Genomic DNA, 15,765 nt, shown 5'->3' on the forward strand with positions numbered 1-15,765 from the left:
GAGCAAGCCCGCTCCCACAGGTACATCATTGCCCAGAAGAGTTTCAACCCTCCGCCAGCTATGCGATGCTGGCGTTCTGCTCAAATGCCGACTACATCTTAAGAAACATCTGTAAGAACGGCCCGCAGCTATCTGATCCTTAGACACATCCATTACAGGGAGCCAGCATGCTGACCCTGCTCAATCTGCTTTCAGCCGTGACCCTGTTGATCTGGGGCACGCATATCGTCCGAACCGGCATTCTGCGGGTCTACGGCACCAACCTGCGTCATGTCATCGGGCAAAACGTGTCCCGGCGCATGTTTGCCTTTGTCGCCGGGATCGTGGTCACGGCCATGGTGCAGAGCAGCAACGCCACGGCCATGCTGGTCACATCATTTGTCGGCCAGGGGCTGATGGCACTCACCCCCGCGCTGGCAACCATGCTCGGTGCCGATGTCGGTACGGCCCTGATGGCCCGAGTGCTGACCTTCGACCTGTCGTGGTTGTCCCCGCTGCTGATTTTCCTGGGTGTGATTTTCTTTCTGACCCGCAAGCAAACCCGTGCCGGACAACTGGGCCGCGTCGGGATCGGTCTGGGGCTGATTATCCTGGCGCTGCAACTGATCGTCGAAGCTGCCTCACCGATCACCCATGCCCAAGGCGTAAAGGTGATTTTCGCCTCGTTGACCGGCGACATACTGCTGGATGCGCTGGTCGGCGCCCTGTTCGCGATGATTTCCTACTCAAGCTTGGCGGCCGTGCTGCTGACCGCCACATTGGCTGGCGCCGGGGTGATCAGCCTGCACGTGGCAATCGGCTTGGTGATTGGCGCCAATATTGGCAGCGGCGTGCTGGCGTTTCTCAGTACCAATATGCAAAACGCCGCCGGACGTCAGGTGGCTCTGGGTAGCCTGCTGTACAAACTTATCGGCCTGTTGCTGATCATGCCCGTGCTCAATCCGCTGGTGGCCTGGATGGACAGCCTCAGCTACAGCGCGCAAGAGTTGGTGATTGGTTTTCACCTGCTCTACAACACCGTGCGCTGCTTTTTGATGTTGCCGACAGTGAGTCTGATGGCGCGCATTTGCGCCTGGCTGCTGCCCGAGCGCGAACAAACCAACGGCGTGGTCAAGCCGCGTCATCTGGACCCGGCAGCGCTCGACACACCGAGCCTGGCACTGACCAACGCAGTGCGCGAGACCCTGCGCATTGGCGACCTGATCGACACCATGTTGGTCAATATGCTCGATGTTCTGCGCGGCAAGCAGACCGCCGTCACCCAGGAAATGCGCACCCTGAGCGATGAAGTCGAAGTGCTGTACAGCGCAGTCAAACTCTACCTGGCGCAGATGCCCAGGGAAGACTTGAGTGAGCAAGACAGCCGACGCTGGGCAGAAATCATCGAATTGGCGATCAACCTCAAGCTTGCCAGCGACGTGATCGAACGCATGCTGCGTAAAGTCCAGCAGCAGAAAACCTCGCAGCGCCGATCGTTTTCAGAAACGGGGCTGGAGGAGCTTGTGGGCCTGCAAACCCAGTTGATCGAAAACCTGCGCCTTGGGCTGACGGTTTTCCTCAGCTCCGATCCTCAGAGCGCACGCCAGCTGTTGCGCGAAAAGCGCCGCTTTCGCGCGCAAGAGCGGCGTTTGGCCCACGCTCACGTGAGTCGTCTGCAACGTAAAATCACTCAAAGTATCGAGACCAGTTCAATGCATCTGGAGCTGATCGCTGATATGCAGCGCCTGAATTCGCTGTTCTGTGGCAGCGCTTATGTGGTGCTGGAAACCTCTGAAACCGGAGCGCTGGAGCTCAGTGACGCAGCTGATACCCAGCATTCACCTTGAACGTTGTGGGGCGGGCTGTTGTCAGCCGTTAAGCAGCGACTAAGCTGCACGGGCTCAGGGATTCGAGAATTCAGGGATTTTTTATGCGTTGCCTGCTGTTCATCTGTTTACTGCTTGGCGCAACTCAGGGCTTTGCCCTTGATCGTTACAGTGTCGAGGGCTATCAACTGCCCAATGGTCTGCAACTGATCCTCAAACCCGGCAATGAGCGCGGTCACGTGGCCATTCGGTTGGTGGTGGGTGTGGGCCTGGATGATTTTTCATGCGCCGACCAGCAATTGCCGCACTTGCTGGAACATTTGCTGTTCAGCGGGATCGACGACACTGGCGAAGGTGGCCTGGAGGAGCGCATGCAGGCGCTGGGTGGCGAGTGGAATGCCTTCACCAGCAATGCCGACACCACGTTTGTGATTGAAGCTCCGGCCAGGAACCAGCGCAAAATCCTCGACCTGCTCCTGGGCCTGCTGACCCGTACGCAACTGACCGAGCAACGTATCAGCGACGCCAAGAAAGTGGTTGAACGCGAAGACGGCGGTCATTACTCGCACTTGCAGCGTTGGCTGGACCGCCAGGACCTGGGCCACAGCGCTAGTAATCAGTTGGCGGTCGAGTTGGGGCTTAAGTGCGCCGAGCGGGCAGAAGTGCATAACCTCACGCGCCAGCAGTTAGAGGCTGTGCGCCAGAACTGGTATGCGCCCAACAATATGACGCTGATTATCGTCGGTGACCTCGACCGGCTGCTGCCAGCCTATCTGGAGCGTACCTACGGTGCGCTCGAGCCGGTTGAGCCCAGCGAACACAAACCTCTTGCCGCGATTGATGCCAAGGCCGACGCCGAGCGCGAACTGGTGCGCGGGGTGGTCGGCGACACTGCGACCCTGCACTGGCTGTTGCCGGAGCCGGTGATCGAAGGCCTGTCCGATGAAACCTGGAGCCTGCTGCGCGATTATCTGGAGTGGGCGCTGTACAGCGAGCTACGGCTCAAGAAGGGCTTGTCTTACGGGCCCTGGGCTGAGCGCGAAGTGTTCGGCGGCGTGGGCTTCTTGAGCCTGAATGCGGATGTTGAACGCGATAACGTGGCCCAGGCCCGGCAGGTGGTTGAGCAACTCAAGGCGCAACTGCTCAAGGACGGGCTGGATCCGCAGATATTTGCCCGGCTCAAGAACGCCGCCATTGCCCGCAAGGCGTGGTCGGTGCAAGGCAACAGTGCGCTGGCCGATTACTATTGGTCTTCGTTGGGCGACTACGACGATGGGCACTTCGCCGACCCGGCCAAACAGCTTCAGGCCATCACCCTGAAGCAAGCCAACACGGCATTGCGCGAGTTGTTTGCCGAGCCAGGCTATGTGCGCATCGAGAAGCCGCTGTTCAGTTATCAGGGCTTGAGCATGGCCATTTTTGGCGGGTTGGTGTTGCTGGTCATCGTAGGGGTGGGCTGGCGCGCCTGGCGTCGGCGTTAACCAGTGATTGCCCGAGTCGCCAACCTTTTGATAGCGTAAAGTCATTGCCAATTTTCGGCTGGTCGATCCAGCCGCCAGCGTGCGGAGTATTCATCGTGAGTGATCGTTCCAATCCTTGGCAATTGCAGGCCATCGTCTGCCAACTGCGCACGGCGCGAAACCAGTGGCGTACACAAAACGGGCGTGTCAGCGGGGAACAGGGCGGTCGTGAGCTGCCGTCACGTGCCGCGATGGCCGATATTCTTGAAGCCTTGTGCGGCGCATTGTTTCCAATGCGTCTGGGCCCGGTAGACCTGCGTGAAGAGAGCGAAGACTTCTATGTCGGCCACACACTGGATGTGGCGCTGAACGCGTTGCTGACCCAAGCTCGGCTGGAGCTGCGCTACGCGGCACGCCAGGGCGGGTTACCCGACGAGGGTGTGGATGCGACCGCGACCTTGCTGATTCAGGACTTTGCCTTGGCCTTGCCCGGCTTGCGCGGCATTTTGGACACCGACGTGCTGGCTGCTTACCACGGCGACCCGGCGGCGCGCAGTGTGGATGAAGTGTTGTTGTGCTATCCGGGGATTCTGGCGGTGATTCATCACCGGTTGGCGCATCACCTGTACCGCGCCGGTTTGCCATTGCTGGCGCGGATCAGTGCAGAAATTGCGCACTCGGCCACCGGCATTGATATTCACCCCGGCGCGCAGATTGGCCGTAGTTTCTTTATCGATCACGGGACGGGCGTTGTGATCGGAGAAACCGCGATTATCGGCGAGCGTGTGCGGATCTATCAGGCTGTGACGCTGGGCGCCAAGCGCTTTCCGGCGGATGAGTCAGGGCAATTGCAGAAGGGCCATCCACGCCATCCGATCGTTGAGGATGATGTGGTGATCTATGCTGGCGCGACGATTTTGGGGCGCATCACCATTGGCCAGGGTTCGACCATTGGCGGCAACGTATGGCTGACCCGCAGCGTGCCCGCGGGCAGCAACCTGACCCAGGCCAATTTGCTGCACGATGATGGGACGCAGAAGTAAGATCGCGTGAACCTTGTCCCTCACCCAGCCCTCCGGGTGAGGGCAAGGGTGAGGGGCTCTTGATCTTGAATTAGCGGGCGCTACGCACGCCTTCTGCCAGCGCTGCACACAAGCTCAGCACACCATCCACCGCCTGCTCAGGCGTCGCTGCATTCTCGATCTTGTCGATCAAGGCCGAGCCCACCACCACGCCATCTGCCAACCGCGCAATCGCCGCAGCCTGTTCTGGGGTGCGGATGCCAAAGCCCACGCTGATCGGCAGGTCGGTATGGCGACGCAGACGCTCAATGGCCGCGCTCACTTGCTCGGTTGTCGCGGAACCGGCACCGGTCACGCCCGCTACCGATACGTAGTACACAAAGCCCGAGCTGCCCGCCAGCACGGTTGGCAAGCGCACATCGTCAGTGGTCGGCGTGGTCAGACGGATAAAGTCCAGGCCCGCTGCCTGCGCCGGATCGCACAGCTCGCTGTTGTGCTCGGGCGGCATGTCGACCACGATCAGGCCGTCTACACCTGCCGCTTTGGCTTCGGCAATAAACTTGGGCACACCATAGTGGTGGATCGGGTTGAAGTAGCCCATCAGTACCAACGGCGTGTTGCTGTTGTCTTCACGGAACTCGCGAACCATTTGCAGGGTTTTGGCCAAGTTCTGCTTGGCACCCAGGGCGCGGATGTTGGCCAGCTGAATCGCCGGGCCATCGGCCATTGGGTCGGTAAAGGGCATGCCCAGTTCGATCACATCGGCGCCCGCTGCAGGCAAGCCCTTGAGGATCGCCAGCGAGGTGGCGTAATCCGGGTCACCGGCAGTGACGAAGGTGACCAGGGCTGCGCGATTTTGCTCCTTGAGTTCGGTGAAGCGCGTTTGCAGGCGGCTCATTAGTGTTTCTCCTGCTGGGATTGCTCTTGTTGAGAGTTTTCCATGTGGTGCATCACAGTTTGCATGTCTTTGTCGCCTCGACCGGACAGGTTGACCACCATCAGGTGATCGGCTGGCAGGGTGGGTGCGCGTTTGAATACTTCGGCCAGCGCGTGGGCGCTTTCCAGGGCCGGGATGATGCCTTCAAGGCGGCAGCATTTGTGGAAGGCGTCCAGGGCTTCGTCGTCGGTCACCGAGGTGTACTCGACGCGGCCGATGTCGTGCAACCAGGCGTGTTCAGGGCCAATGCCAGGGTAGTCGAGACCCGCTGAAATCGAGTGGGCGTCAATGATCTGGCCATCGTCGTCCTGCAACAGGAAGGTGCGGTTGCCGTGCAGTACGCCCGGCTCGCCGCCGTTGAGGCTGGCCGCGTGTTTGCCGGTTTCGATGCCGTAACCCGCCGCTTCCACGCCGATGATTTCGACGCTGGTGTCATCCAGAAACGGGTGGAACAGGCCCATCGCGTTGGAGCCGCCACCGATGCATGCCACCAGGCTGTCTGGCAGGCGTCCTTCCTGGGCTTGCATCTGGTCGCGGGTTTCCTTGCCGATCACGGCCTGGAAGTCGCGCACCATGGCTGGGTACGGGTGTGGACCCGCCACAGTACCGATCAGGTAGAAGGTGTCGTCAACGTTGGTCACCCAGTCACGCAGGGCTTCGTTCATTGCGTCTTTGAGAGTGCCGGTGCCCGCGATAACCGGGATCACTTCAGCGCCCAGCAGCTTCATGCGGAACACGTTGGCCTGCTGGCGCTCGATGTCGGTGGTGCCCATGTAGATCACGCACTGCAGACCAAAGCGCGCTGCCACGGTGGCGGTGGCCACGCCGTGCATGCCGGCGCCGGTCTCGGCAATAATGCGTTTTTGCCCATGCGTCGCGCCAGCAGAATCTGGCCGATGCAGTTGTTGATCTTGTGCGCGCCGGTGTGGTTCAGCTCTTCGCGCTTGAGGTAGATCTTGGCGCCGCCACAGAACTCGGTGAGCCGCTCGGCGAAGTACAGCGGGCTTGGGCGGCCAACGTAGTCGCGCTGGAAGTAGGCCAGTTGCTTGATGAACTCAGGGTCTGTTTTTGCCAGCTCGTACTCGCGATCCAGATCAAGGATCAGCGGCATCAGGGTTTCAGCCACGTAACGGCCGCCGAATGAGCCAAACAGGCCATTGGCATCAGGGCCGGTACGCAAGGTGGATTGAGTCATGTGACGCTCCAGATAAAAAGTTACGAAGGTCGATGGACCTGACTTTACCCGCGACAGCCCAGGATGAAAACCGATAAGATCGCCGTAACCTGTCAGGAAAACTCACAGATATCATGAGTCGCGACCTCCCTCCCCTGAATGCCTTGCGGGCATTCGAAGCCACCGCCCGCCTGACTAGCGTCAGCCAGGCGGCCGAGCAATTGAATGTCACCCACGGCGCCGTTAGTCGCCAACTAAAAGTACTCGAAGAGCACTTGGGGGTGAGCCTGTTCGTCAAGGAAGGGCGTGGACTAAAGCTTACCGACGCCGGAACCCGCCTGCGTGATGCCAGCAGCGAAGCTTTCGAACGTCTACGAAATGTGTGCGCTGAACTCACGCAAAGCCAGGTTGATGCCCCGTTTGTGTTGGGCTGTTCAGGCAGTTTGCTGGCGCGCTGGTTTATTCCGCGCTTGGGTCGACTGAATGCCGATTTGCCGGACTTGCGCTTGCACTTGTCGGCCGGTGAAGGCGATCTCGACCCGCGACGCCCAGGTCTGGATGCCTTGCTGGTATTTGCCGAGCCGCCGTGGCCCGCGGATATGCAGGTGTATGAGTTGGTCAGTGAGCGTATTGGCCCGGTGGTCAGCCCGCGCTATGCGCGCTACGAACAACTGCGTCACGCCCCGGCCAGCGTCTTGCTCGACGAACCGTTGCTGCACACCACTTCGCGGCCTCAGGCCTGGCCAAACTGGGCGCAGCAGAATGCAATCGAGTCAAAGGACTTGAAGTTCGGGCAGGGGTTTGAACACTTGTATTACTTGCTTGAGGCCGCCGTTGCGGGCTTGGGTGTGGCAATTGCCCCCGAGCCGCTGGTGGTGCAAGACCTTCAGGCTGGACGCCTGGTGGCGCCGTGGGGCTTCAACGAGACTGCGGCGCAGTTGACGTTATGGTTGCCCAAGCGCGCCGCAGATGGGCGCGCCCGGCAACTGGCGCAATGGCTCAAGGCTGAGCTTGCGCGTAGCGCGGATTAGTTGCCGCGCTTGCACATCAGGAAGGCCGCCAGCAGGCCCAGTGCGCCTATGGCAACGCCTGCGGTGGCATACGGGTGTTCCTGGGCGTATTCGCGGGTGGCGATCGCGGTTTCGCGGGTTTTGTCTTTCACTTCTTCGTAGGCATCGCTGAGCAGATGGCGCGAATGCTTGAGTGCATTCTCGGCATTGCTTTTGAGGGCGCTAAGCGTCTTTTTGGATTCGTCCGAAGCATCGTGCTTGAGGCTTTCCAGAGACTTGAGCAGGCTCTCGATCTCTGCTTCCATGCTTTGCAATGAGGCTTTACGTAAAGAGTTGCTAGCCATTAGGGCTCTCCTGCATTGATGAGTGAGGTGCTTGTTAAGTCCGACTACGCAGATTTCAGAAAGTGCAGTTGGCCTGAACTTTTCCTTTCAGATTGCCTACAAAGTATTTAGCACAATCGCTGCTAGGCTTTGATCTACGACAAAGGAGAACGTTATGTCTGACCATCACACCTACAAGAAAGTTGAACTGGTAGGCTCGTCCCCGAGCAGCATAGAAGACGCCATCGGTAATGCACTGGCCGAGGCCAACAAAAGCATCAAACACATGGAATGGTTCGAAGTGATCGACACCCGCGGGCACATCAAGGACGGCAAGGTGGCGCACTATCAGGTGACACTCAAAATCGGTTTTCGGATTGCTACCAGTTGATTTGACACAGCCTTTTGATCAGCGGGCTGGCCGTTTGCCATAAAGTCCGCTACACCGTCTGGGTGCAATGCGGCACATGCGCATTGCACCCTTTTTGTTTTGACCGGGGAATGTGACCGATGAAAAAGATTTTATTGGCTGTAGGTTTGCTGAGTCTGGCAGGAACGGCGTTTGCACAGGGCAAGCCTTGTGAAGAACTGAAAAGCGAAATCGCCGCGAAGATTGAGGCTCACGGCACCCAGCATTATTCGCTGACCACTGTGGAAAAAGGCACTTCGGCTGACGGCAAAGTAGTGGGTACCTGCGAAGGCGGTACCAAGGAAATCGTCTACAAGCGCGGGTAATTCTCTGTGGGAGCGAGCCTGCTCGCGCTGCCAGACGACGCGGTGTTTCAGTTGAACTGCGTCGATGCCATCGCGAGCAGGCTCGCTCCCACGTTTGCTTTAGGGTTAAGCCTCTTTCATCACCTGCGACAGCAATTCATACGAATGAATGCGGTCTGCATGCTCATACAAATCACAGGTAAAGATCAGCTCGTCCGCTTGGGTTTGTTCGATCAAGACGTCCAGTTTGGCGCGAATTTTCTGCGGGCTGCCGACCATAGCCAGACCCAGGAAGCTCATCACCGCCTCTTTCTCGTGGGGCAACCACAGGCCATCCATCGTTTCCACAGGTGGGCGCTGCACCAGGCTTTGCCCACGCATCAACGCCAAAATCCGCTGTTGTACAGAAGTGGCCAGATACTCGGCCTGCTCGTCGGTATCGGCTGCAACCAGCGGAATGCCAAGCATCACGTAAGGTTTGTCGAGGGTCGCCGATGGCTTGAAGTGGTTGCGATACACGCGAATCGCTTCGTGCATCAAGCGCGGTGCGAAATGTGAGGCAAAGGCGTAAGGCAAGCCAAGTTCACCGGCCAGTTGTGCACTGAACAAGCTGGAGCCCAGCAGCCAGACCGGTACGTTGCTCCCGGTGCCCGGCATGGCGATTATCTGTTGGTCCGGGGTGCGCGGGCCCAGATAGCGCATCAACTCGGCCACATCCTGCGGGAAGTCATCGGCACTGCCTGAACGCTCACGGCGCAGGGCGCGGGCGGTCATCTGGTCCGAACCCGGCGCACGACCAAGGCCCAGATCGATCCGCCCCGGGTACAGACTTTCCAGAGTGCCGAACTGCTCGGCGATCACCAGCGGCGCATGGTTGGGCAGCATCACGCCACCCGAGCCCACGCGAATGGTCGAAGTGCCCCCGGCCAGATAACCGATCAATACCGAGGTCGCCGAGCTGGCGATGCCGTCCATATTGTGGTGTTCGGCGACCCAGAAACGGTTGTAACCCAACTTTTCTACGTGCTGTGCCAAGTCCAGCGAATTGCGCAACGACTGGGCGGCGCTGCCATTTTCGCGCACAGGCACCAGGTCGAGGGTCGAGAATTTGATGTCAGACAATCGTTTCATCAGCTGGCTACTCCAGGTGGGATGCAGGTCAAGGTGCTCGCTTGATCTGCCAGTGCTTACAGCAATATGGGCATATACCCGAGTTTCAATGGTGGGCAGGGAATTGATCCGATAAAAATGACGACTGGTCCGACAAGATGAACTTTGTGAGACGAACTACCCTCACTAGTTCATTCAAGGCGTGAAACCTTCGCGCCGTACTTCAGGAGGCACGCATGAGTATCAAAAAGAAAGCATCGGCTCATTGGGCAGGCGACCTTAAAACCGGCATCGGCTCCATCTCCACGGAAACCGGCGTGCTGCGCGAAGCGCCATATGGCTTCAAGGCCCGGTTTGAAGGCGGCAAGGGCACCAACCCCGAAGAGCTGATTGGCGCAGCCCATGCGGGCTGCTTTTCGATGGCGCTGTCGATGATCCTTGGTGATGCCGGCCTCAAGGCCGACAGTATCGACACCACTGCCGAGGTTACGCTGGATCAGGTGGACGGCGGCTTTGAGATCACTGCCGTGCATCTGGTGCTCAAGGCCAAAGTGCCCGGCGCAACCCAGGCGCAATTTGACGAACTGACCACCAAGGCGAAGGAAGGCTGTCCGGTGTCCAAGGTGCTGAATGCGAAAATCACTCTCGACGCCACGCTGGTGAGCTGACGGTACACGCCGCCCCGCAGCCATAAGCGGGGCGGCGTTGGCCGGGCAGTTGGTACCCGGCTGCGACAGATCAGTCCTGTGCTGCGCTAAATGTGATCGAATGATCGCCACTCGCGTCAGATCATGACTTTGCGTCCTGCCTCAAGGGAGTCTCACCATGAAACGTTTTGCTCTAGCTGTTGTTTGCTGCGCCATGGCTACTTCGGCCTTGGCTGCCCCCAAGCCGTGTGAAGAACTGAAGGCTGAAATCGAAGCCAAGATCCAGGCCAACAATGTGTCGTCCTACACGCTGGAAATCGTGACTACCGAAGACGTCCATGACGAGAATATGGTGGTTGGGTCGTGCGAATACGGCAGCAAAAAAATCATTTATCAGAACAACGATCGTCAGGCCTCACGGTAAGCAGTTAACCAGCCGCTCCTCGGCCACCACCTTGCCCGCTGCGTTGTACAGTCGGGCGTAGGCGTTGAAACCCAGCGAGCGTGTTTGCAACCGGTAATGCTGGCCGGGCTCGAAGTTATCGTAATTGACGGTGACATAGCACAGCCGTTCCTGCGGATCGCTGAACATGCCCATGCCGCCGACAAATACCTCGAAATCGAAACGCACCATCAATTCATGGCTGCCCGGGGTGACTTGAAAGTAGCGTCCGTCGCTCATGCGCTGATTGTCCAGGCGCTCTGCCATCACCAGCTTGCCGGTTTGTGTTTCAAGGTCGACCCAGGCCATCTTCGGGTCCGGCGCGGGCAATGGCGTGCTGACGCAAGCGCTCAGCAGGCAGGCTGTCAGCAATAGCAAAAACGTGCGCATGGTGATTTCCACAAGGGTGTGAAGCACAAGCATAGCGCTGATCCATTGGCCTATCGCGTGTCGCCTTCGGTTAATCTTGCGCCACTCGCCTATCGAGATCGCTTTATGACGTTGCGTATTCGCTGCCTGCTCGCCATTGCCCTGATACCGCTGCTCAATGGCTGTTCCAGTGCTGCGTACTACGCTCAATTGGCCGATGGCCAATGGCAATTATTAAAAGCCCGCCAGCCGGTGGCCAAGGTGATTGCCGACCCGCAGCAGCCGCCTGTCCTGCGCCAGCATCTGGCTAATGCCCAGGCTGCCCGCACCTTTGCCAGCCAGCATTTGTACCTGCCGGACAATCAGAGCTATCGCCTGTATGCCGACCTCAAACGGCCCTATGTGGTGTGGAATGTATTTGCCACCCCAGAGTTTTCCCTCAACCCCGTGACCCATTGCTTTCCGATTGCCGGGTGCGTGGCCTACCGAGGTTTTTACAGCCAGGGTGCGGCGCGCGGCGAAGCGGCCCTGCAACATCAGCAGGGCAATGACGTGCTTATCAGTGGGGTCGAGGCTTACTCGACATTGGGCTGGTTTGATGACCCTATCCTCAACAGCATGCTCACCTGGGGCGATGAGCGCCTGGCCACCCTGATTTTTCACGAACTGGCGCACCAGCGCGTCTATGTGAAGGATGACAGTGAGTTCAATGAGTCTTTTGCCAGCTTCGTTGAACAGGAAGGTACCCGCCAATGGCGCGCCCACCAAGGGCTGCCGCCCTCAAGCCGCGATAGCTTGAAGCAGCGCGAGCAGTTTGTCGGGTTAGTACTCAACACCCGTCAGCGCCTGCAAGACCTCTACGCGCAGCCTGTGCCTGACGCTGAAATGCGTCAGCGCAAAGCTGCAGAGTTTGAGCGAATGCGCCGCGAGTACCGTCAGCTACGCCATAAGGAATGGGCTGGGAATAATCGGTTTGATGCGTGGGTCAATGCGCCGATGAATAACGCAAAGCTGCTGCCGTTTGGCCTGTACGACCAATGGGTGCCGGCTTTCGCTGCGCTGTTTGAACACCTTGATCGCGATTGGCCAAGGTTTTATCGCGAGGTTGAACAACTCGGCAAACTGCCCCGGCAACAGCGCAGGGCTGCTTGGAGCAGTGGGCGCGAGCCAACAGTCAGCTGGACTTGAACCAGCCCTTTACCGCGCAGGCAAACGCGCTGGTACTGCAGGCGCCGCTGCTCAAGGCTTCACGCAATTTGGGAATATCGGCTTTCGTCATGTAGCTGACGCCATCCTTGAAGTGTGAGGTCTGGCCAAAGCCGCCCTGAGTCATTTCCTTGAGTGCGTCTTCCTTGCTCCAGTCCTGCACCACCACGCGGTACATCGCTGCCATCAAGCCCGTGCGGTCCACGCCGTGTTTGCAGTGCATCAACACCGGGCCCTGGGCTTGTGCGGTTTGAATGGCGCGCAATGCGGCCAGCACATCGGCGTCATCCACATGATTGGTCCGGTAAGGCAGCTGGACTTGGGTGACACCGGGGGTCTTGAGCCAGGCGTCATCGGCCTCGGGCAAGAAGTCGATCGCGCCGGGCAGTGGAATCCACTCCTCGACTGACTTGATGTAAGCGTCGGAGTCGTAATTGATCACTCCGTCCCGATCGAGAATCAGCAGTTTCAACGGTAACCCCTAGCTCAGCAGTGAAATATCGGCAACGCCCAGGAACAGGCCACGCAGACGCGCCAGCAATGCGTAGCGGTTAGCTCGCACGCTAGGGTCTTCAGCGTTGATCATCACCGCTTCAAAGAACGCATCCACCGGCTCGCGCAGCGAGGCCAGACGGGTCAGCGCTTCGTTGTACTGACGGGCAGCGGCCATTGGCTGTACGGCTTCGTCGGCCTTCTGGATGGCCGAGAACAGCGAGAACTCACTGGCATTGTCGAAATAGCGGGCTTCAACGTGAGTCGAAACCGTGCCTTCAACCTTGCTCAGCAAGTTCGATACACGCTTGTTCACGGCGGCCAGTGCAGCGGCTTCCGGCAATTGACGGAACGCCTGTACGGCTTGCACGCGCTGATCGAAATCCAGTGCCGAGGTTGGGTTAAGTGCACGTACCGACAGGTAAGTGGCCACATCCACGCCTTCGTCTTCGTAACGCGCACGCAGGCGGTCGAAGATGAACTCCTGTACCTGATCAGCCAAACCGGCCGACTTGATCTTGGCACCGAAAGCGCTGACAGCGAATTTCACTGCTTCAGTCAGGTCGAGGTCGAGCTTTTTGTCGATCAGAATGCGTAAGATACCCAGCGCGGCACGACGCAGTGCGTACGGGTCTTTGCTACCTGTAGGCAACATGCCGATGCCGAAAATACCCACCAGGGTGTCGAGCTTGTCAGCGATGGCCACCGCAGCGCCGGTCAGGGTGCTCGGCAACTCGGCGCCAGCACCACGCGGCATGTACTGCTCGTTCAATGCCAGGGCGACGTCTTCAGGCTCGCCGTCGTTCAGCGCGTAGTAGTAACCGGCAATGCCTTGCATCTCCGGGAACTCGCCGACCATTTCAGTGGCCAGGTCGCACTTGGACAGCAAACCGGCACGGGCTGCACGCGGAGCATCGCCGCCAATGCGCGGGGCAATAAATGCCGCCAGTTTGGAAACGCGCTCGGCCTTGTCGTAAACGCTGCCCAGTTGAGCCTGGAACACCACGTTTTGCAGGCGCAGATTGAAGCTTTCCAGCGTCTGTTTTTTGTCTTGCTTGAAGAAGAACTCAGCATCGGTCAGACGCGGGCGAACCACTTTCTCGTTACCCGAGATGATCTGCTGCGGGTCTTTGCTCTCGATGTTGGCCACGGTAATGAAGCGCGGCAGCAACTTGCCATCAACGTCCAGCAGGCAGAAATACTTCTGGTTGTCCTGCATGGTGGTGATCAGGGCTTCTTGCGGCACATCCAGGAAGCGCTCTTCAAACGAGCACACCAGCGGCACCGGCCATTCAACCAGAGCGGTCACTTCGTCGAGCAGGCTTGGCGGCACGATTGCAGTACCTTCCTGCATCGTCGCCAGTTCGGTTACACGCTTGGAAATCAGCTCACGGCGCTCGTTGAAGTCCGCCAGCACGTGGGCTTTGCGCAGGTCTTCGAGGTAGTTGGCTGGCGCGCTGATGCGCACGCTTTCCGGGTGGTGGAAACGGTGCCCACGGGAGTCACGACCCGATTTTTGCGCGAGGATGGTGCAGTCGATCACTTCGTCGCCCAGCAGCATCACCAGCCATTGGGTCGGACGCACGAACTCGACCTTGCGTGCACCCCAGCGCATGCGCTTGGGGATCGGCAGGTCGTTGAGCGAGTCTTCAACGATGGTCGGCAGCAGGCTGGCGGTCGGCTTACCGACGATCACCTGGCTGAAGCGCAGTTTTGGACCGCTCTGATCGATTTCGCTCAGCTCAACGCCGCACTTCTTGGCAAAGCCCAAGGCTGCCTGCGTCGGGTTGCCTTCAGCATCGAACGCCGCCTGGCGTGGCGGGCCGTCGATATTGATGCTGCGATCCGGTTGCTGGGTGTCGAGCTGAGTCAGCAGCACGGCCAGACGACGCGGTGCGGCGTAGACTTTTTTCGCGCTGAAGTTCAGACCGGCGCTTTGCAGGCCTTTTTCAATCCCGGCGAGAAATGCCTCAGCCAGGGTATTGAGGGCTTTTGGCGGCAGTTCTTCAGTGCCCAGTTCAACCAGAAAATCTTGAGCACTCATTGTACTGCCTCCAACTTGGCCAACACTTCATCACGCAAATCAGGTGGAGCCATCGGGAAGCCCAGCTTGGCGCGAGCTTCGAGATACGCCTGTGCCACGGCACGGGCCAGGGTACGCACACGCAGGATGTACTGCTGACGCGCAGTCACGGAAATCGCGCGACGCGCATCCAGCAGGTTGAAGGTGTGGGACGCCTTGAGCACCATTTCGTAGCTTGGCAACGGCAGCGGCTGGTCGAGTTCGATCAGGCGCTTGGCTTCGCTTTCATAGAAATCGAACAGCTCAAACAGCTTGTCGACGTTGGCGTGTTCGAAGTTGTAAGTCGATTGCTCGACTTCGTTCTGATGGAACACGTCGCCGTAAGTCACTTTGCCGAACGGGCCGTCAGTCCATACCAGGTCGTAGACGGAATCCACGCCCTGCAGGTACATCGCCAGACGCTCAAGGCCGTAGGTGATTTCGCCAGTTACCGGGTAGCACTCAATGCCGCCTACTTGCTGGAAGTAGGTGAATTGGGTGACTTCCATACCGTTAAGCCAGATTTCCCAGCCCAGACCCCAAGCGCCCAGTGTTGGCGATTCCCAGTTGTCTTCGACGAAACGGATGTCGTGTACCAGAGGGTCCAGGCCGATATGTTTCAGCGAACCCAGGTACAGCTCCTGGAAGTTGGGCGGGTTTGGCTTCAATACCACCTGGAACTGGTAGTAGTGCTGCAAACGGTTCGGGTTTTCGCCGTAGCGGCCGTCAGTCGGGCGACGACTGGGCTGCACATAAGCGGCGTTCCAGGTTTCCGGCCCCAGAGAGCGCAAAAACGTGGCGGTATGGAATGTGCCGGCGCCCACTTCCATATCGTAGGGCTGAAGCACCACACAACCTTGCTCGGCCCAGTATTGCTGGAGGGCGAGGATCAAGTCTTGGAAGGTACGCACTGCTGGCGTAGGCTGGCTCACAAATTCACCTGTTTCTTGGGCTGCGATTTAAAGAGCGGGAGTATACCCGATTCGGTCGCC

At 58.9% G+C, this 15,765-nt stretch carries 16 protein-coding genes and 1 pseudogene; 9 read left to right on the forward strand and 8 right to left on the reverse strand.

Features of this window, described 5'->3' with window-relative positions; genetic code table 11:
* Positions 1–167: 167 nt before the first annotated feature.
* The 3 genes from U5A05_RS00300 (at position 168) to epsC (ending at position 4,308) form a co-directional block, all read left to right on the forward strand.
* A complete protein-coding gene (locus U5A05_RS00300; RefSeq protein ID WP_321835192.1) occupies positions 168–1,826 on the forward strand; it encodes a Na/Pi cotransporter family protein in 1,659 nt (552 codons plus the stop codon).
* 83 nt (positions 1,827–1,909) lie between these two features.
* Complete coding sequence (locus U5A05_RS00305) at positions 1,910–3,286, forward strand: M16 family metallopeptidase (RefSeq protein WP_321835194.1); 1,377 nt, start codon at positions 1,910–1,912, stop codon at positions 3,284–3,286.
* 95 nt (positions 3,287–3,381) lie between these two features.
* Positions 3,382–4,308, forward strand: a complete 927-nt coding sequence (gene epsC / locus U5A05_RS00310; RefSeq protein ID WP_261740383.1) for a serine O-acetyltransferase EpsC — start codon at positions 3,382–3,384, stop codon at positions 4,306–4,308.
* A 70-nt stretch (positions 4,309–4,378) separates the two neighbouring features.
* Here epsC and trpA read toward each other — a convergent pair whose 3' ends face one another.
* Positions 4,379–5,185 carry a tryptophan synthase subunit alpha gene (gene trpA, locus U5A05_RS00315; RefSeq protein WP_261740384.1) on the reverse strand — a complete coding sequence of 269 codons (807 nt, stop codon included), beginning with the start codon at positions 5,183–5,185 and terminating at the stop codon, positions 4,379–4,381.
* Positions 5,185–6,419: pseudogene (gene trpB, locus U5A05_RS00320) on the reverse strand (tryptophan synthase subunit beta). Before trpB ends, trpA begins: the two are co-directional and overlap by 1 nt.
* A gap of 113 nt (positions 6,420–6,532) precedes the next feature.
* Between trpB and U5A05_RS00325 the strand changes: the two are divergent.
* The gene (locus tag U5A05_RS00325; RefSeq protein WP_261740386.1) at positions 6,533–7,429 is read left to right on the forward strand and encodes a LysR family transcriptional regulator; all 897 of its coding nucleotides are present in this window, start codon (positions 6,533–6,535) and stop codon (positions 7,427–7,429) included.
* Here U5A05_RS00325 and U5A05_RS00330 read toward each other — a convergent pair.
* Positions 7,426–7,752 carry an ElaB/YgaM/YqjD family protein gene (locus tag U5A05_RS00330; RefSeq protein WP_261740387.1) on the reverse strand — a complete coding sequence of 109 codons (327 nt, stop codon included), beginning with the start codon at positions 7,750–7,752 and terminating at the stop codon, positions 7,426–7,428. The genes U5A05_RS00325 and U5A05_RS00330 overlap by 4 nt on opposite strands.
* Positions 7,753–7,906: 154 nt before the next feature.
* Here U5A05_RS00330 and U5A05_RS00335 point away from each other — a divergent pair, with 154 nt between their 5' ends.
* Positions 7,907–8,122, forward strand: coding sequence for a dodecin (locus U5A05_RS00335; protein WP_261740388.1), 216 nt, complete (start codon positions 7,907–7,909; stop codon positions 8,120–8,122).
* Positions 8,123–8,241: 119 nt separating this feature from the next.
* Positions 8,242–8,466 (forward strand): DUF1161 domain-containing protein, encoded by a 225-nt coding sequence (locus U5A05_RS00340; protein ID WP_261740389.1) that lies wholly within the window; start codon positions 8,242–8,244, stop codon positions 8,464–8,466.
* A gap of 105 nt (positions 8,467–8,571) precedes the next feature.
* On the opposite strand, the gene U5A05_RS00345 is transcribed toward U5A05_RS00340, so the two are convergent.
* Positions 8,572–9,576: an LLM class flavin-dependent oxidoreductase gene (locus U5A05_RS00345; RefSeq protein WP_261740390.1), complete on the reverse strand. Its 1,005-nt coding sequence runs from the start codon at positions 9,574–9,576 to the stop codon at positions 8,572–8,574.
* Positions 9,577–9,791: 215 nt separating this feature from the next.
* Between U5A05_RS00345 and U5A05_RS00350 the strand changes: the two genes are divergently transcribed.
* Entirely contained in the window at positions 9,792–10,223 is a 432-nt protein-coding gene (locus U5A05_RS00350; RefSeq protein WP_321835202.1) for an OsmC family protein, read from the forward strand.
* Between the two features lie 157 nt (positions 10,224–10,380).
* Positions 10,381–10,626: a DUF1161 domain-containing protein gene (locus U5A05_RS00355; RefSeq protein ID WP_261740391.1), complete on the forward strand. Its 246-nt coding sequence runs from the start codon at positions 10,381–10,383 to the stop codon at positions 10,624–10,626.
* Here the strand turns inward: U5A05_RS00355 and U5A05_RS00360 are convergent.
* Entirely contained in the window at positions 10,618–11,034 is a 417-nt protein-coding gene (locus U5A05_RS00360) for a PA0061/PA0062 family lipoprotein (protein WP_261742524.1), read from the reverse strand. The genes U5A05_RS00355 and U5A05_RS00360 overlap by 9 nt on opposite strands.
* Before the next feature lie 105 nt (positions 11,035–11,139).
* Between U5A05_RS00360 and U5A05_RS00365 the strand changes: the two genes are divergently transcribed.
* Complete coding sequence (locus U5A05_RS00365; protein ID WP_321835203.1) at positions 11,140–12,201, forward strand: aminopeptidase; 1,062 nt, start codon at positions 11,140–11,142, stop codon at positions 12,199–12,201.
* On the opposite strand, the gene U5A05_RS00370 is transcribed toward U5A05_RS00365, so the two are convergent.
* The 3 genes from U5A05_RS00370 to glyQ are packed head-to-tail and all read right to left on the reverse strand — an operon-like array spanning position 12,188 to position 15,705.
* Positions 12,188–12,691: a phosphatase domain-containing protein gene (locus U5A05_RS00370; protein ID WP_425262893.1), complete on the reverse strand. Its 504-nt coding sequence runs from the start codon at positions 12,689–12,691 to the stop codon at positions 12,188–12,190. The two genes, U5A05_RS00365 and U5A05_RS00370, sit on opposite strands and share 14 nt — an antisense overlap.
* Before the next feature lie 9 nt (positions 12,692–12,700).
* Complete coding sequence (glyS, locus tag U5A05_RS00375; protein ID WP_261740341.1) at positions 12,701–14,755, reverse strand: glycine--tRNA ligase subunit beta; 2,055 nt, start codon at positions 14,753–14,755, stop codon at positions 12,701–12,703.
* Positions 14,752–15,705 (reverse strand): glycine--tRNA ligase subunit alpha, encoded by a 954-nt coding sequence (glyQ, locus tag U5A05_RS00380; RefSeq protein ID WP_029611650.1) that lies wholly within the window; start codon positions 15,703–15,705, stop codon positions 14,752–14,754. The genes glyS and glyQ overlap by 4 nt, the downstream gene beginning before the upstream one ends.
* Positions 15,706–15,765 lie beyond the last annotated feature (60 nt).

The sequence above is a fragment of the Pseudomonas kulmbachensis genome (assembly GCF_963681935.1).
In the GTDB taxonomy this organism is placed as follows: domain Bacteria; phylum Pseudomonadota; class Gammaproteobacteria; order Pseudomonadales; family Pseudomonadaceae; genus Aquipseudomonas; species Aquipseudomonas kulmbachensis.

Excerpts from the sequence above, each read along its gene's own strand:
- glyS (WP_261740341.1), bottom strand. The coding sequence starts at position 14,755 with ATGAGTGCTCAAGATTTTCTGGTTGAACTGGGCACTGAAGAACTGCCG.
- U5A05_RS00340 (WP_261740389.1), top strand. The coding sequence starts at position 8,242 with ATGAAAAAGATTTTATTGGCTGTAGGTTTGCTGAGTCTGGCAGGAACG.
- U5A05_RS00305 (WP_321835194.1), top strand. The coding sequence starts at position 1,910 with ATGCGTTGCCTGCTGTTCATCTGTTTACTGCTTGGCGCAACTCAGGGC.
- trpA (WP_261740384.1), bottom strand. The coding sequence starts at position 5,185 with ATGAGCCGCCTGCAAACGCGCTTCACCGAACTCAAGGAGCAAAATCGC.
- U5A05_RS00330 (WP_261740387.1), bottom strand. The coding sequence starts at position 7,752 with ATGGCTAGCAACTCTTTACGTAAAGCCTCATTGCAAAGCATGGAAGCA.
- U5A05_RS00300 (WP_321835192.1), top strand. The coding sequence starts at position 168 with ATGCTGACCCTGCTCAATCTGCTTTCAGCCGTGACCCTGTTGATCTGG.
- U5A05_RS00360 (WP_261742524.1), bottom strand. The coding sequence starts at position 11,034 with ATGCGCACGTTTTTGCTATTGCTGACAGCCTGCCTGCTGAGCGCTTGC.
- U5A05_RS00365 (WP_321835203.1), top strand. The coding sequence starts at position 11,140 with ATGACGTTGCGTATTCGCTGCCTGCTCGCCATTGCCCTGATACCGCTG.
- U5A05_RS00345 (WP_261740390.1), bottom strand. The coding sequence starts at position 9,576 with ATGAAACGATTGTCTGACATCAAATTCTCGACCCTCGACCTGGTGCCT.
- U5A05_RS00350 (WP_321835202.1), top strand. The coding sequence starts at position 9,792 with ATGAGTATCAAAAAGAAAGCATCGGCTCATTGGGCAGGCGACCTTAAA.
- U5A05_RS00335 (WP_261740388.1), top strand. The coding sequence starts at position 7,907 with ATGTCTGACCATCACACCTACAAGAAAGTTGAACTGGTAGGCTCGTCC.
- U5A05_RS00325 (WP_261740386.1), top strand. The coding sequence starts at position 6,533 with ATGAGTCGCGACCTCCCTCCCCTGAATGCCTTGCGGGCATTCGAAGCC.
- U5A05_RS00355 (WP_261740391.1), top strand. The coding sequence starts at position 10,381 with ATGAAACGTTTTGCTCTAGCTGTTGTTTGCTGCGCCATGGCTACTTCG.